13 protein-coding genes are annotated in these 15075 nt (G+C 60.3%); 9 read left to right on the top strand and 4 right to left on the bottom strand.

Annotation, left to right across the window (positions count from 1 at the left end; all coding sequences use genetic code 11):
* Positions 1–58: 58 nt before the first annotated feature.
* The 3 genes from ligB to HNQ83_RS02260 all read right to left on the bottom strand — a co-directional run bounded on the left by ligB (position 59) and on the right by HNQ83_RS02260 (position 4203).
* A complete protein-coding gene (ligB, locus tag HNQ83_RS02250) occupies positions 59–1738 on the bottom strand; it encodes an NAD-dependent DNA ligase LigB (protein ID WP_175387465.1) in 1680 nt (559 codons plus the stop codon).
* A gap of 260 nt (positions 1739–1998) precedes the next feature.
* Positions 1999–3189 (bottom strand): methionine adenosyltransferase, encoded by a 1191-nt coding sequence (metK, locus tag HNQ83_RS02255; protein WP_175387466.1) that lies wholly within the window; start codon positions 3187–3189, stop codon positions 1999–2001.
* Positions 3190–3207: 18 nt separating this feature from the next.
* Positions 3208–4203: a metalloregulator ArsR/SmtB family transcription factor gene (locus HNQ83_RS02260; RefSeq protein WP_175387467.1), complete on the bottom strand. Its 996-nt coding sequence runs from the start codon at positions 4201–4203 to the stop codon at positions 3208–3210.
* Positions 4204–4475: 272 nt separating this feature from the next.
* Here HNQ83_RS02260 and tkt point away from each other — a divergent pair, with 272 nt between their 5' ends.
* The 6 genes from tkt (at position 4476) to fba (ending at position 10832) form a co-directional block, all read left to right on the top strand.
* Positions 4476–6473 carry a transketolase gene (gene tkt, locus HNQ83_RS02265; RefSeq protein WP_175387468.1) on the top strand — a complete coding sequence of 666 codons (1998 nt, stop codon included), beginning with the start codon at positions 4476–4478 and terminating at the stop codon, positions 6471–6473.
* A gap of 151 nt (positions 6474–6624) precedes the next feature.
* Entirely contained in the window at positions 6625–7680 is a 1056-nt protein-coding gene (gene epd / locus HNQ83_RS02270) for an erythrose-4-phosphate dehydrogenase (RefSeq protein WP_175387469.1), read from the top strand.
* Between the two features lie 25 nt (positions 7681–7705).
* Complete coding sequence (locus HNQ83_RS02275; RefSeq protein ID WP_175387470.1) at positions 7706–8869, top strand: phosphoglycerate kinase; 1164 nt, start codon at positions 7706–7708, stop codon at positions 8867–8869.
* Positions 8870–8903: 34 nt separating this feature from the next.
* Entirely contained in the window at positions 8904–9125 is a 222-nt protein-coding gene (locus tag HNQ83_RS02280) for a hypothetical protein (RefSeq protein ID WP_175387471.1), read from the top strand.
* Between the two features lie 56 nt (positions 9126–9181).
* Positions 9182–9514, top strand: a complete 333-nt coding sequence (locus HNQ83_RS02285; protein WP_175387472.1) for an MliC family protein — start codon at positions 9182–9184, stop codon at positions 9512–9514.
* 253 nt (positions 9515–9767) lie between these two features.
* On the top strand, positions 9768–10832 hold the full coding sequence (gene fba / locus HNQ83_RS02290; RefSeq protein ID WP_007975467.1) for a class II fructose-bisphosphate aldolase: 1065 nt from the start codon (positions 9768–9770) through the stop codon (positions 10830–10832).
* A gap of 180 nt (positions 10833–11012) precedes the next feature.
* Here the strand turns inward: fba and HNQ83_RS02295 are convergent, their stop codons facing one another.
* Positions 11013–11681, bottom strand: coding sequence for a polysaccharide lyase family 7 protein (locus tag HNQ83_RS02295; RefSeq protein ID WP_175387473.1), 669 nt, complete (start codon positions 11679–11681; stop codon positions 11013–11015).
* A gap of 323 nt (positions 11682–12004) precedes the next feature.
* Here HNQ83_RS02295 and HNQ83_RS02300 point away from each other — a divergent pair, with 323 nt between their 5' ends.
* The 3 genes from HNQ83_RS02300 to HNQ83_RS02310 are packed head-to-tail and all read left to right on the top strand — an operon-like array spanning position 12005 to position 14997.
* Positions 12005–14128, top strand: coding sequence for a bifunctional diguanylate cyclase/phosphodiesterase (locus HNQ83_RS02300; protein WP_175387474.1), 2124 nt, complete (start codon positions 12005–12007; stop codon positions 14126–14128).
* Between the two features lie 45 nt (positions 14129–14173).
* A complete protein-coding gene (locus HNQ83_RS02305) occupies positions 14174–14662 on the top strand; it encodes a M48 family metallopeptidase (RefSeq protein WP_175387615.1) in 489 nt (162 codons plus the stop codon).
* Between the two features lie 38 nt (positions 14663–14700).
* Positions 14701–14997 (top strand): helix-turn-helix domain-containing protein, encoded by a 297-nt coding sequence (locus HNQ83_RS02310; RefSeq protein WP_046818280.1) that lies wholly within the window; start codon positions 14701–14703, stop codon positions 14995–14997.
* Positions 14998–15075 lie beyond the last annotated feature (78 nt).

Genomic DNA, 15075 nt, shown 5'->3' on the forward strand with positions numbered 1-15075 from the left:
GGCTTGTTGGAGCCCATCGGAACTACAGGGTTCCCGGGCAGAAAAGCATTGCTGGTCGCTAAAAACCGTCAATCCCTGCCTCCCGTAATATTTCACTCAAGGCCAGAACCTGTGGGTCGCGAAAAAATGCGCTCAATTGTGCTGCGCGTCCCGGGCCGATACCGGCTTCGGCCTGCCATTGTGCTGTGTCTCGTTGCGCCAATTCCTGCCACGAGTCAGCGAGGCGTGCCTGGCCTGTTGGTGGCATGCCCAATGCTTTGAGCCAGCGGGTGAAAGGGCGCTGGCGGGCGCTGTCGAAACTGGTCCAAAGGCGCGCGGCACTGCGTTCGCCCAAACCGTCAATGTTAGCAAGCTCTTGGGCATCGAGGGTCAACCAATCCAGCAGACCGTCAAGATGACCCGCTTCAAGCAGTTTTTCCCAAGTGCCAGGGCCGACATGGGGCAAGGCCAGTCCTTGTTTGCCACTGAGCCAGGTCAGGCGAGCGAGAAACTGACTCTCGCATCCCGCTATCGGCTGCCAGCAGCTTAGCGGATGAAAGTCCGTTGCCTGCGGCACATTCAACGTCGGGCGCTCAGTGCTGCGCAGCACGACACCGTCCAGCCTGGGAATGGTCAGGCCAGCCAGGCTGATGGCGACCTGGTCGCCCGGCCGAATGTCCAGCATTTGCCAGCGCTGCAGGGAGCTTACGCTGACGCGTTTGATTTGCCGGTCATCGAGCATCACTGGCGTCAGCTCCAGCACCGGGGTGATCCGTCCGGTTCGGCCTATCTTGAAATGAACCTTGCGCACTTCAGCCAGTGCCTGGGCGTAGGGATACTTCCAGGCAACGCTCCAATAGGACGGCTTGGCTTGCCAGCGCTCGGCGGCCGGGCGTTGCCCTTGGCGCAGGACGATGCCGTCGCTGGCAAACGGCAGGGGCGAGCGATACCAGTGATCACGCCAGTGCTGCGCATCGGCCATGGTGTTGATCGGTTGGCTGAACCCGGCGGTGTCGGGAAACCCCAGTTCATTCAATGTCGCGGCGCGTTCCGGCAAGCTCGCCGGGCCTTGTGGCCAGTCCCAGGCAAACAGGCCGATCCCGGTGACTTGCTCCACGCTCAACGTCTTGCGATTCATCAAGCCCGCGACCGTGGCTCGGGCTTTGAGGCTGCCGGCCCGGGCCTGCACGTGCTCAGGCAGGCGCCAGTAGAGTTCGCCTTGCACCAGCAGGTCCAGGGACTGCGACAGTTGTTGGGGGATGGCGGCGATCTGGCGGGCCGCCGCTGTCCAGTCCTGGCCGTGCGACCCGTCGCCGCGACTGATTGCCTGGGTCAGCAAGCCGTTGCGGTAAATCAGGGTGACGGCGACGCCGTCCACCTTGGGTTGCGCCCAGACATCCGTACGATTGCGCAGCCAGCGTTCGACGGCTTGTTCATCGTGGAGCTTTTCCAGTCCGGTGTGGGCGATGGGGTGGGCAATGGTGCCGCGTGCAGTGCGTAAAGGATTTGTGGGCGCCCCGGTATTGAAGCACTGGCGCCAGTCGGCAAGTCGTACGCGGGACTGGTCGTAGAGTTCATCGGCGACCGGGGATCTTCCTTTGCGGTGATAGTCATCGTCCCAGGTGTCGATCTGGTTTTGCAGTGCGGTGATTTCGTTCGAGGCGCGTTCGGGTGGCCAGTCGGGGCATTGGGTGGCGTTGGCGTTCTGGCTGACGAAGGCGAGGAGGCCGGTGAACAACAGGCGCAGGGTGAAGGGCATCGTGAGCGTCCTTGCTCATGGGGATGAATCAAGGCTAGGTCAGTTTTTCAGGCGTAACGGGAGGGTGTTTTGCTGAATGTTTTTGCTGGCTGGGCCGGCCTCTTCGCGAGCAGGCTCGCTCCCACAGTAGATCTTCTGAACACCGCAGATCACTTGTGGGAGCGAGCTTGCTCGCGAAGGGGGCGACGTGGTCTTGGCGCAGGCAATAAAAAGCCCCGCACGGCAAACCGTGCGGGGCTTTTGGTACAGCCGGGAAAGGCTTACAGGCCGGCAGCGGAACGCAGGGCGTCGGCGCGGTCGGTTTTTTCCCAGGTGAACGTGGTGAAGGTGTCGTCACCGACAGTTTTGGTGCCCGGGATGCGACCGAAGTGGCCGTATGCCGCGGTTTCCTGATACATCGGGTGCAGCAGGTCGAGCATCTTGGTGATTGCGTATGGACGCAGGTCGAACACTTCGCGGACCAGTTTGATGATCTTGTCATCGCTGATCTTGCCGGTGCCGAAGGTGTTCAGCGAGATCGAAGTCGGTTGAGCGACACCGATGGCGTAGGACACCTGGATCTCGCAACGCTCGGCCAGGCCGGCGGCGACGATGTTCTTGGCCACGTAACGACCGGCGTAAGCAGCCGAACGGTCAACCTTCGATGGATCCTTGCCGGAGAAAGCGCCACCGCCGTGACGGGCCATGCCGCCGTAGCTGTCGACGATGATCTTGCGACCGGTCAGGCCGCAGTCACCCACCGGGCCACCGATGATGAACTGGCCAGTCGGGTTGATGTGGAACTGGGTGTCCTTGGACAGCAATTCGGCAGGCAGCACGTGCTTGACGATCAGCTCCATCACGCCTTCGCGCAGGTCGGTGTACGACACTTCCGGGTTGTGCTGGGTCGACAGGACCACCGCATCGATACCGACAACTTTGCCGTTTTCGTAACGGCAGGTGACTTGCGACTTGGCATCCGGACGCAGCCAAGGCAGCAGGCCGGATTTACGGGCTTCGGCTTGCCTTTGCACAAGCTGGTGCGAGAACGTGATCGGTGCAGGCATCAGCACGTCGGTTTCGTTGCTGGCGTAGCCGAACATCAGGCCTTGGTCGCCGGCACCCTGATCTTCAGGCTTGGCACGGTCGACACCCTGGTTGATGTCAGGGGACTGCTTGCCGATGATGTTCATCACGCCGCAGGTCGCGCCGTCGAAACCGACGTTGGAGCTGGTGTAGCCGATGTCGGTGATCACGTCACGTACGATCTGCTCCAGGTCAACCCAGGCCGAAGTGGTGACTTCGCCGGCGATGATTGCCACGCCCGTTTTCACCAGAGTCTCGCACGCCACACGGGCGAACTTGTCTTCAGCAATGATGGCGTCCAGCACCGCATCAGAAATCTGGTCGGCGATTTTGTCCGGATGCCCTTCAGACACGGACTCGGAGGTGAAAAGGGAGTATTCGCTCATCTCGATGTTTTCCTGAAATTACCGATGGTGAGTGTCGCCAGCCGGCCGCTGAAAATGGCGGACCTGGATCTGGAAACCATTACGTAAGCCTACATAGAGGCTTTCCCCGGGAACGAGTCCCGCAGCGGTGGCCCAACGGGCCAGATCGTCCTGTTCAAACCCCAACCAGAGATCACCGCAGGCCTCCTTGGCCCAACTCTGGTTGTGGCTACATAACTCTGTCACCAACAGGCTACCGCCTGGTTGCAGCAAATGGGCCATGTGTTTGAGCGCATCGGCCGGCGCAGCAAAATGATGCAGCACCATGTTCAATACAACGCAATCGGCCTTGAGGCTCACGCCGTTCAAGGCATCGGCCAGTTGCAGGCTGACGTTGGTCAGCATCTGCCGTTCGCACACCTGGCGCGCCAGTTCGAGCATCGCCTGGCTGTTGTCCAGCGCCGTGACCTGGCTGAAGCGGCGCGCCAGTTCCGGTAGAAAAGCACCGTCCCCGGGGCCGACCTCGATGGCCGTGGCGCCTTCGCTGAAACTCAGCTTGTCGAGTAGTGCCACCACGCTATCGCGGTATTGCGACAAGCCGGCGATCAAGTCTTGCTGGGCGCGAAACTTCTCCGCGACCCGTGAAAAAAAATCCTGACTGGCCGCCGCCCTTTGCCCGTGGACCTGGGTGATGCGTAACTGCACATCGGCAGGCAAAGTCAGGTCATCCACTTCTTCGAGCAAGGCAGCATGCAGCTTGCCACCCAGCAAATCGGTGTGGGGCAGGGCGCGACGGTAGAAGATCGCGTTGCCTTCACGGCGAGTGGCAACCAGGTCGGCCTGGGCCAATACCTTGAGGTGATGACTCATCCCCGACTGGCCGATCCCGAAGATCTGCGCCAATTCAAGTACGCCAAACGAATCGTTGGCCAGTGCGCGCAAAACATTCAACCGCAAAGGATCGCCAGCGGCCTTGCACAAGGCCGCCAGCTCATCGCAATCGTCATGGCGAATTGAAGGCACGCGTAAATTCATAAGGCCGGCAGTCTAGTCACGCGCCCGAAGCATCGCAAGAGCAATATCAAAAAGTTTTGATATTGCTCGATAGATGGCACTTCTTAACGTTAGCTTCAGTCAACAAACGGATGGCGGAAAGGTTTCACCAGCCGAAACCGTCGTTATCCATTGGAAAAACGCCTCCAGATGACTATCTGTCATTGCCCCGAGGCGTCCGGGTGAGGGAAAATGCTCGCCTTTTTTCCGTTTCGTTTATTCACTCTCGTTTCAGAATTCCCAGGAGATCAGCGATGCCTAGCCGTCGTGAGCGTGCCAACGCCATTCGTGCCCTCAGCATGGATGCCGTGCAAAAAGCCAACAGCGGCCATCCCGGTGCCCCTATGGGTATGGCAGATATCGCCGAAGTGCTTTGGCGCGACTACCTCAAGCACAACCCGAGCAATCCATCCTACGCCGACCGCGACCGCTTCGTGCTGTCCAACGGTCACGGCTCGATGCTGATCTACTCGCTGCTGCACCTGACCGGCTACGACGTGTCGATCGATGACTTGAAGCAGTTCCGCCAACTGCACAGCCGCACACCGGGCCACCCGGAGTTCGGTTACACCCCGGGCGTTGAAACCACCACCGGCCCATTGGGCCAGGGCCTGGCCAACGCCGTGGGTTTTGCCCTGGCTGAAAAGGTCATGGCGGCGCAGTTCAACCGTCCTGGTCACAACATCGTCGACCACCACACCTATGTGTTCCTGGGTGATGGCTGCATGATGGAAGGCATCTCCCACGAAGTCGCTTCCCTGGCCGGCACTCTGGGCCTGGGCAAGTTGATCGCCTTCTATGACGACAACGGCATTTCCATCGACGGTGAAGTCGAAGGCTGGTTCACCGATGACACGCCAAAGCGTTTCGAATCCTACAACTGGCAGGTAATCCGCAACGTCGACGGTCATGATCCGGAAGAGATCAAGATCGCGATCGAGACCGCTCGCAAAAGCGCTCAGCCGACACTGATCTGCTGCAAGACCACCATCGGTTTCGGTTCGCCGAACAAGCAAGGCAAGGAAGACTGCCACGGCGCCCCGCTGGGTGACGCGGAAATCGCCCTGACCCGCGCTGCGCTGAAATGGAACCACGGCCCGTTCGAAATCCCGGCCGACATCTATGCCGAGTGGGATGCCAAGGAAGCCGGTCGCGCGGCCGAAGCCGAGTGGGACCAGCGTTTCGCTGCCTACTCCGCAGCCTTCCCTACCGAAGCCAACGAGCTGATCCGTCGCTTGAGTGGTGAGCTGCCGGCCGACTTCGCCGAAAAGGCTGATGCCTACATCGCCGAAGTGGCTGCCAAAGGCGAAACCATCGCCAGCCGTAAAGCCAGCCAGAACGCCCTGAACGCGTTCGGCCCGCTGCTGCCAGAGTTCCTCGGCGGCTCGGCTGACCTGGCCGGTTCCAACCTGACCCTGTGGAAAGGCTGCAAAGGCGTGACCGCTGAAGATGCCAGCGGCAACTACATGTACTACGGCGTGCGCGAGTTCGGCATGACCGCGATCATGAACGGTGTTGCCCTGCACGGTGGCCTGGTGCCTTACGGCGCGACCTTCCTGATGTTCATGGAATACGCCCGCAATGCCGTGCGTATGTCGGCCCTGATGAAGCAGCGTGTGATCCACGTCTATACCCATGACTCCATCGGTCTGGGCGAAGACGGTCCGACTCACCAGCCAATCGAGCAACTGGCCAGCCTGCGCTGCACGCCGAACCTCGACACCTGGCGTCCGGCCGACGCCGTTGAATCGGCGGTGTCCTGGAAGTACGCGCTGGAGCGTAAAGACGGCCCTTCGGCCCTGATCTTCTCGCGTCAGAACCTGCAGCACCAGACCCGCAATGCCCTGCAGATCGCCGACATCAGCCGCGGTGGTTATGTGCTCAAGGACTGCGCAGGCGAGCCTGAGCTGATCCTGATCGCCACCGGTTCGGAAGTCGGCCTGGCCGTTCAGGCCTTCGACAAACTGACCGAGCAGGGCCGCAAGGTGCGCGTGGTTTCCATGCCTTGCACCAGCGTGTTCGACGCCCAGGACGCCGGCTACAAGCAATCGGTCCTGCCGTTGCAGGTCAGCGCCCGTATCGCCATCGAGGCTTCCCACGCCGACTACTGGTACAAGTACGTCGGTCTGGAAGGTCGCGTGATCGGCATGACCACCTACGGCGAGTCGGCACCTGCGCCTGCCTTGTTCGAAGAGTTCGGTTTCACCCTGGAAAACATCCTGGGTCAGGCTGAAGAACTGCTGGAAGACTGATCCAGAAGTGAGTCGCCCGGACTGCCGCCTTCGCGAGCAGGCTCGCTCCCACAGTTGGAATGCATTTCCCTGTGGGAGCGAGCCTGCTCGCGAAAGCGGTGGTTCGGTCAACGCTGCAATGACAGATTGACCACGGTAATCGAGAACCCCCATGCCTCAACCGCGTCCTTACAAAGTTGCACTCAACGGCTACGGCCGGATTGGTCGTTGCGTCTTGCGTGCGTTGTTCGAGCGAGGCGAGAAGGCCGGGTTTGAAATTGTCGCGATCAACGATCTGGCCGACATGGCCAGCATCGAATACCTGACACGCTTCGACTCCACCCACGGGCGCTTTCCCGGTGAGGTGAAGGTCGACGGCGATTGTCTGCATATTAATGGCGACTGCGTGAAGGTCCTGCGCAGTGCCACCCCCGAAGGCATCGATTGGGCGTCCCTGGGCGTCGATCTGGTGCTGGAATGCTCCGGTGCCTATCACACCCGTGAAGACGGTCAGCGCTTCCTCGACGCCGGCGCGCCGCGCGTGCTGTTTTCCCAGCCGATGGCCAGCGAGGCGGATGTCGACGCCACCATCGTCTATGGCGTGAACCAGGATTGCCTGACCGGTGACGAACTGCTGGTGTCCAACGCCTCCTGCACCACCAACTGCGGCGTGCCGCTGTTGCGCCTGCTGGATCAGGCCGTTGGCCTGGAGTACGTATCGATCACCACCATTCACTCGGCGATGAACGATCAACCGGTAATCGACGCCTATCACCATGAAGATCTGCGCCGTACCCGTTCGGCGTTTCAGTCGGTGATCCCGGTGTCCACTGGTCTGGCGCGCGGCATCGAACGCCTGTTGCCGGAACTTGCCGGGCGAATTCAGGCCAAAGCCGTACGTGTGCCGACGGTGAATGTGTCGTGCCTCGATATCACGATGCAGACCGTGAGTGATACCGACGCCACCGAGGTCAACCGGATTCTGCGTGAGGCTGCCACCAGCGGCCCGCTCAAAGGCCTTCTGGCCTATACCGAGTTGCCCCACGCAAGCTGTGATTTTAACCACGACCCACATTCGGCGATCGTCGATGCCAGTCAGACCCGCGTTTCCGGCCCACGGCTGGTAAACATCCTGGCCTGGTTCGACAACGAATGGGGTTTTGCCAACCGAATGCTGGACGTTGCAGAGCACTATCTGCAAACAGCGACTCCAACATCTGCTCTCTAAATCAGTAACCCAGGAAATGCGACCCATGACCGTGTTGAAGATGTCCGACCTCGATCTGCAAGGTAAGCGCGTACTGATCCGCGAAGACCTCAACGTCCCAGTCAAGGACGGTGTAGTCACCAGCGATGCGCGAATCCTGGCTTCGCTGCCGACCATCAAGCTGGCCCTGGAAAAAGGCGCGGCAGTGATGGTCTGCTCACACCTTGGCCGTCCGACCGAAGGCGAATTCTCCGCCGAGAACAGCCTCAAGCCAGTCGCCGACTACCTGAGCAAGGCTCTGGGTCGTGAAGTGCCGCTGGTAGCCGATTACCTGGGTGGCGTCGACGTCAAGGCCGGCGACATCGTGCTGTTCGAAAACGTGCGCTTCAACAAAGGCGAGAAAAAGAACGCCGATGAACTGGCCAAGCAATACGCCGCCCTGTGCGACGTGTTCGTGATGGACGCCTTCGGTACCGCGCACCGTGCCGAGGGTTCGACCCACGGCGTGGCCAAGTTCGCCAAAGTCGCAGCGGCCGGTCCGTTGCTGGCGGCTGAACTGGACGCACTGGGCAAGGCCCTGGGTGCACCGGCCAAGCCAATGGCTGCCATTGTTGCCGGCTCCAAGGTGTCGACCAAGCTCGACGTACTGAACAGCCTGAGCCAGATCTGCGACCAGTTGATCGTTGGCGGCGGCATTGCCAATACCTTCCTGGCGGCCGCCGGTCACCCGGTGGGCAAGTCCCTGTACGAGCCAGACCTGCTGGACACCGCCCGCGCCATCGCCGCCAAGGTCAGTGTTCCGCTGCCAGTGGACGTAGTGGTTGCCAAGGAATTCGCCGAAAGCGCCGCGGCCACCGTGAAGCTGATCGCTGACGTCGCTGCCGATGACATGATCCTGGATATCGGTCCGCAGACCGCGGCGAATTTCGCCGAGCTTCTGAAGTCGTCGAAAACCATTCTGTGGAACGGCCCGGTCGGTGTGTTCGAATTCGACCAGTTCGGCAATGGCACCAAAGTGCTGGCCCAGGCCATCGCCGAGAGCGCGGCGTTCTCCATCGCTGGCGGTGGCGACACTCTGGCGGCCATCGACAAGTATGGCGTTGCCCAGCAAATCTCCTACATTTCTACCGGTGGCGGCGCATTCCTCGAATTCGTCGAAGGCAAGGTGCTACCAGCCGTTGAAGTCCTGGAAAGCCGGGCCAAGGCCTGAGGTCGTCCGTTTGGCCAGGCAAGGGAGTGTTTTCATGGTCAAGACGTTAGCGCTGTTGATCGTCGCGGGTTCACTGGCGGCTTGCGGGAGTGACCCGAAAGCTCCGCAGGTGCCCGAGACGCCTGCACAGGATAAAGGCTGCTACCAGGCCGACTGGCAGGCGGAAACCAACCCGGTGCTCAACAAGCGCTCCGGGCCTGACGGCCTGGACAAATACGAGACACAGACCCCCGCCAAGGAACATGGTTGTCCTTGACGGGTCTGACTCTTTACTCAGGGTTGGCAGCGTGGGCCGCCAACCGAGGAACACGGATGAAAGGTTTTATCGCCATTACGGCGCTGGCTTTGCTGGCCGGGTGCACTCACTTGAACCCGTTCCAGTCGTCCGCCCCGGCGGATAACTGGACCACCTGGACCTGCGACAGCCAGGCCAAGGTGCTTTGGCGTTACACCGACGACAGCCGCCGCGAAGTCGACGTGCGACTGGGCGGTGCGGATCAGGTTTACCGCTTGAAGCAGGAACCGGGCGCGTCGGGTTCGCTGTACAGCAACGACATGCTGGCGTTTCACGTAAAGGGTGAGGAAGGCCTGGTTTACTGGGTCGCCACCAATGATTTGATTGGCCGTGGGTGCAAGGCGCAATAAACGGATTGCGCTGTACCTGTAGGAGCGAGCCTGCTCGCGATGGTCGTTAACGATAACGCTGGGCGCCTGAATGCCCGCGTTGTCCGGGCCACCATCGCGAGCAGGCTCGCTCCTACAGGGGGCCGCGTCAGAACTGATGCAACACCGAATTCGCAGGCCGGGACCAACCCCCGATCTGCAATAACTTGAATAGCCGCCGCCGCTACGGCAGGCTGGCACGATTAACGACCCTCAACCGGGAGAGACACACACAATGGCACTTATCAGCATGCGCCAGATGCTGGACCACGCAGCCGAGTTCGGCTACGGCGTTCCAGCCTTCAACGTCAACAACCTTGAGCAGATGCGCGCCATCATGGAAGCCGCTGACAAGACTGACTCCCCGGTGATCGTCCAGGCTTCGGCCGGTGCTCGCAAATACGCCGGCGCGCCGTTCCTGCGTCACCTGATCCTGGCAGCCATCGAAGAATTCCCGCACATCCCGGTGTGCATGCACCAGGACCACGGCACCAGCCCTGACGTCTGCCAGCGCTCCATCCAGTTGGGCTTCAGCTCGGTGATGATGGACGGTTCCCTGGGTGAAGACGGCAAGACCCCGACCGACTACGACTACAACGTCCGTGTGACCCAACAAACCGTGGCCATGGCTCACGCCTGCGGCGTTTCGGTTGAAGGCGAGCTGGGCTGCCTGGGTTCGCTGGAAACCGGCATGGCCGGTGAAGAAGACGGCATCGGCGCCGAAGGCGTTCTGGACCACAGCCAGATGCTGACCGACCCGGAAGAAGCCGCTGACTTCGTCAAGCGCACTCAGGTCGATGCCCTGGCCATCGCCATCGGCACCAGCCACGGCGCGTACAAGTTCACCAAGCCACCTACCGGTGACGTACTGGCGATCGATCGCATCAAGGAAATCCACAAGCGCATTCCGAACACTCACCTGGTGATGCACGGTTCGTCTTCGGTTCCGCAAGAGTGGCTGGCGATCATCAACCAGTACGGCGGCGACATCAAAGAAACCTACGGCGTTCCGGTTGAAGAAATCGTCGAAGGTATCAAGCACGGCGTGCGCAAGGTCAACATCGACACCGACCTGCGCCTGGCATCCACCGGTGCGATGCGTCGCCTGATGGCCACCAACCCGAGCGAGTTCGACCCGCGTAAATTCTTCGGCGCCACCGTGACCGCCATGCGCGACGTGTGCATCGCACGTTACGAAGCCTTCGGCACCGCCGGCAACGCCTCGAAGATCAAGCCGATCTCCCTGGAAGGCATGTACCAGCGTTACCTGAAAGGTGAGTTGAACGCCAAGGTCAACTAAGTCCTGAGCGTTTGAGTCCCACAAAAAACCCGCAGAAATGCGGGTTTTTTTATGGCCGAAGATTCACGGTCGGATGCGGTCATTGTGGGAGCGGGCTTGCTCGCGAAAGCGGTGGGTCAGCCGGCATCAATGTTGACGGTGAAACCGCATTCGCGAGCAGGCTCGCTCCCACATAGATCACTACTTATCGTGATCGATATCCAGCTTGCTGAACGTCACTTTCCCGCCCTCGCTGGTGTACCCGGTGTTGTCCTGCACATACACCCCGGCCTTGAAGTACAGCGGCTTGTCGCGCCATGTCGCGCTGATGTTGGTGTCCCACTGGTAACCCGCGGCGCTGATGCCGAGCGCGCCGCCAGGGCTGAGGTGGATGAGGTAGGAAAACTCGCGGTCCAGTTTCACGCCGGTGGCGATGGTGATGACCCGGCCTGCGTCGTCATCGGGGCGCATGCGTACTTTGGCGACGATGTTGCCGGTGGCCGTCTTGGTCTTGTACTGGTATTCGACCTTCACCATTGGCTTCTGGCTGTTATAGGCGTGGATCTGACCGATGACGATCTTGCCCGAGCTTGGCACTTGATTGACCGCCAGGGTGGCACGCAGGGAATTGTCGGCGTCGGGGTAGTACCAGTTTTTCAGTGTGCCGTTGCTGTAGGTTTCCCGCAGTTCGGTGCGAGGGTAGATGGCGTTTTCAGTGCGGGAGCCGGTCACCGGGGCCCAGAAAAACAGCGTGCCGGTGTCGGAATGAAAGTATTGATCCTTGAAGCCGTTAACCAGTTTGGAGGTTTCAACGGTGTACGGCGGATTGCCGACAGGAACGCTGAGGTTCCAGGATGCGAGGTCGATCATGGGAAAAGCTTCCAGGGTTTTTGCAGCACGGACGTACCAGAAGCTCTAGCACGGGCCTTCGAGGGCGCTCTTTATAAGCGTAGGAGGCTTTTTTGTTAATGCTGGCCAGACAAAATGGGTGAAGTCAAAATCCTGTTAAAAGGCCATCTTCGCCGGTTTTAGCGGCCTCCAGATGTTACCGTTAGTCGGCAAACTAACGCATTGGTTAAATGATGGCGTACTGACACCTACTGCTTTAGTAGAACCCGGACTAGAGTGATGGCACAGTATCTGTCCGGTTTTCACGAGAAACCGGCCTGACGTCCCGAACAAAGAGAAGCAGCATGGAATGCGCGCACCCCCCGCCAGATGAAGGCCGTTCAACGTTATTAATTGTCGACGATTACCCTGAGAACCTGCTCAGCATGCGCGCGTTGTTGCAGCGCCAGGACTGGCAGGTCATGACCGCAGCCTCAGGTTTCGAAGCCCTCGGTCTGTTGCTTGAGCACGATGTCGACCTGGTGCTGCTGGATGTGCAGATGCCGGGCATGGACGGTTTCGAAGTGGCACGCCTGATGCGCGGCAGCCAGCGGACCCGACTGACGCCGATCATTTTCCTGACCGCCAACGAGCAGTCCCAGGATGCGGTGATCAAGGGTTATGCCAGTGGCGCCGTGGATTATCTGTTTAAACCGTTTGACCCGCAGATCCTCAAGCCCAAGGTCCAGGCCTTGCTCGAGCACCAGCGCAATCGACGGGCCTTGCAGCGCCTGAGCCATGATCTGGAGGTTGCCCGCGCCTTCAATGCCTCGGTGCTGGACAATGCCGCCGAAGGCATCCTGGTGGTGAATGAGGAGGGCCTGATCCGCTTTGCCAATCCGGCGATGTCACGCCTGCTCAATGCCACCGTGCAAGAGTTGCAAGGGCGGATGTTCCTGGATTTCCTGCAAAAACCGCATATCCCGAACTGGGCCGACTCCGATTTGCTTGCTGGTTACAAACGCGGTGAAACCCTGCGCTTGCATGACGCTCTGCTGCGTACGGCCCCGGGTCAGCAGGTGCCGGTCGCGTTGTCCTGTGCACCATTGCCAAAGGAGCAGCAGGCAATGGTGGTGACAGTGCTGGACATGTCGGTCGTGCGCCACCTGCATCAGCAACTCGAATTCCAGGCGGTCACCGACCCGCTGACCGGGTTGCTCAATCGTCGTGGCTTCTACCAGACCGTCGAAAACCTGCTGCTGCGCGGTGAGCGCTCCGACAGTGCCTGGGTCTTGATGTATCTGGATCTGGACGGATTCAAGCGGGTCAATGATTCGCTCGGCCATGATGCCGGTGATCGGGTGCTGCGCTGGGTGTCCGAGCAGTTGAAGGCATGCCTGCGTCCATTCGATATCCTGGCGCGCATGGGGGGGGACGAATTCACGGCGTTGCTGGACCTGGAGTTTCCCGAACAAGCGGCCAAGATTGCCGAGAAGCTGATAGAACGTGTGTCGATTTGCCAACAAATCGACGGCCTGGAAATGACCCTGGGCGCCAGTATCGGCATTGCCACGTTCCCGGATTGCGGGGCCAGCCTGGACGGTTTGTTGCGGGCTTCCGACATCGCCATGTACGAAGCCAAACGTGCCGGTCGTCAGCAATACCGCTTCTACGATCACGAAATGAATGGCCGGGCACGCTCACGGCTGATGCTCGAAGAAAGCGTGCGCACAGCCATCGAAAACCGCGATTTCAGCCTGGTCTATCAGCCACAGGTGGCCATTGCCGGTGGCCAGATTCGCGGGTTCGAGGCGTTGTTGCGCTGGCAGCATCCGAGTGTCGGTGATGTGCCTCCGGGGCTGTTCTTGCCACTGCTGGAGGAAGCCCGGCTGATCAGTCGCCTGGCCAGCTGGATTTACCAGCGCGGTGCCGAGCAACGCAAAGCCTGGGGCACCCTGTTTGCCGAGGATCTGGTATTGGGTGTCAGCTTGAGCAGCACTCAGTTCGCCATGCCCAACCTTGTCACCGAGCTGCGCCAGGTGCTGGAGCGTCATGGCCTGCAGCCTCGACATCTGGAAGTGGAGGTGACGGAAGACGCCTTGACCCACAATCCGGAAGAAACCCGTAAACAGCTGCGTTTGCTGCGCAATCTGGGCGTCAGGGTGGCACTGGACGATTTCGGTTCCGGGCCGTGTTCGCTGGCTCATTTGCGCGACCTGGAACTGGACACCCTCAAACTCGACCGTCATTTGGTTGCCAGGCTGCCGCAGTCGTCGCGAGATGCTGCGCTGGTGCGCAATGTGATCGGGCTTTGCAAGCAGTACGGGATGCTGGTGATCGCCGAAGGGGTGGAAACCGTGGCGCAGTACGAGTGGCTGCAAGCCAATGGCTGTGAGTATGTGCAGGGTTTTCTGGTGGCGCGGCCGATGATGGCCGAAGACATCGGTCACTTCGTGCAGCCCTTCGACTGGAGCGCGCTGACCCGCTGAATTCGCTACACTGGCGACCTGTTCGTCATGTGTGTTGCCGTTGCGATGACCGCGTTGAAATACCTCCAGGCCTATCCCGCTACGTTGCAGGATCAAGTGCGCCAGCTGATCGCCGACGGTCGGCTGGGCGATTACTTGAGCCAGCGTTACCCGCAAAAGCACGAGGTGCAGAGCGACAAGGCGTTGTACACCTATGCGTTGGATCTCAAGCAGGAATACCTGCGTAATGCTCCGGCCATCGACAAGGTGCTGTTCGACAACCGCCTGGACCTGACCCACCGCGCCCTCGGCCTGCACACCACGATCTCGAGGGTGCAGGGCGGCAAACTCAAGGCCAAGAAGGAGATCCGCGTCGCCTCGCTGTTCAAGGAAGCGCCCGCCGAGTTTCTGAAAATGATCGTGGTGCACGAGTTGGCGCACTTCAAGGAATCCGATCACAACAAGGCGTTCTACAAACTGTGCGAGCACATGCTGCCGGGGTATCACCAGGTGGAGTTCGATGTGCGGGTGTACCTGACCTGGCGGGATTTGTAGGCACTGCCACGGTCTGCGAGCTTTTAAGGGAGCATTAGATGGACGTAAGCAAGACCAAGAGCAGCTTCTACCGTCGCTTGTACGTGGCGTACCTGATCGACAGCGGGCTGGCCAGCAGCGTTCCGGCATTGACCGAAGTCACCGGGATGCCTCGGCGCACGGCCCAGGACACCATTGCCGCGTTGGCGGATCTGGATATTGTTTGTGAGTTCGAGCAGGAAGAGGGCGCGCGCAACCATGCCGGGCGCTATCGGATTCGTGGCTGGGGGGCGATTGATCGGGGGTGGATCGAGCGTAATCTTCGGCAGATCAAGGCGGTGCTGGAGTATCCCTGAGATTCTGTGGTTATTGATCTGACGTCTTCGCGAGCAGGCTCGCTCCCACAGTTGAAATGCATTCCAATGTGGGAGCGA

The organism is Pseudomonas sp. C2B4 (genome assembly GCF_013359695.1).
Classification (GTDB): domain Bacteria; phylum Pseudomonadota; class Gammaproteobacteria; order Pseudomonadales; family Pseudomonadaceae; genus Aquipseudomonas.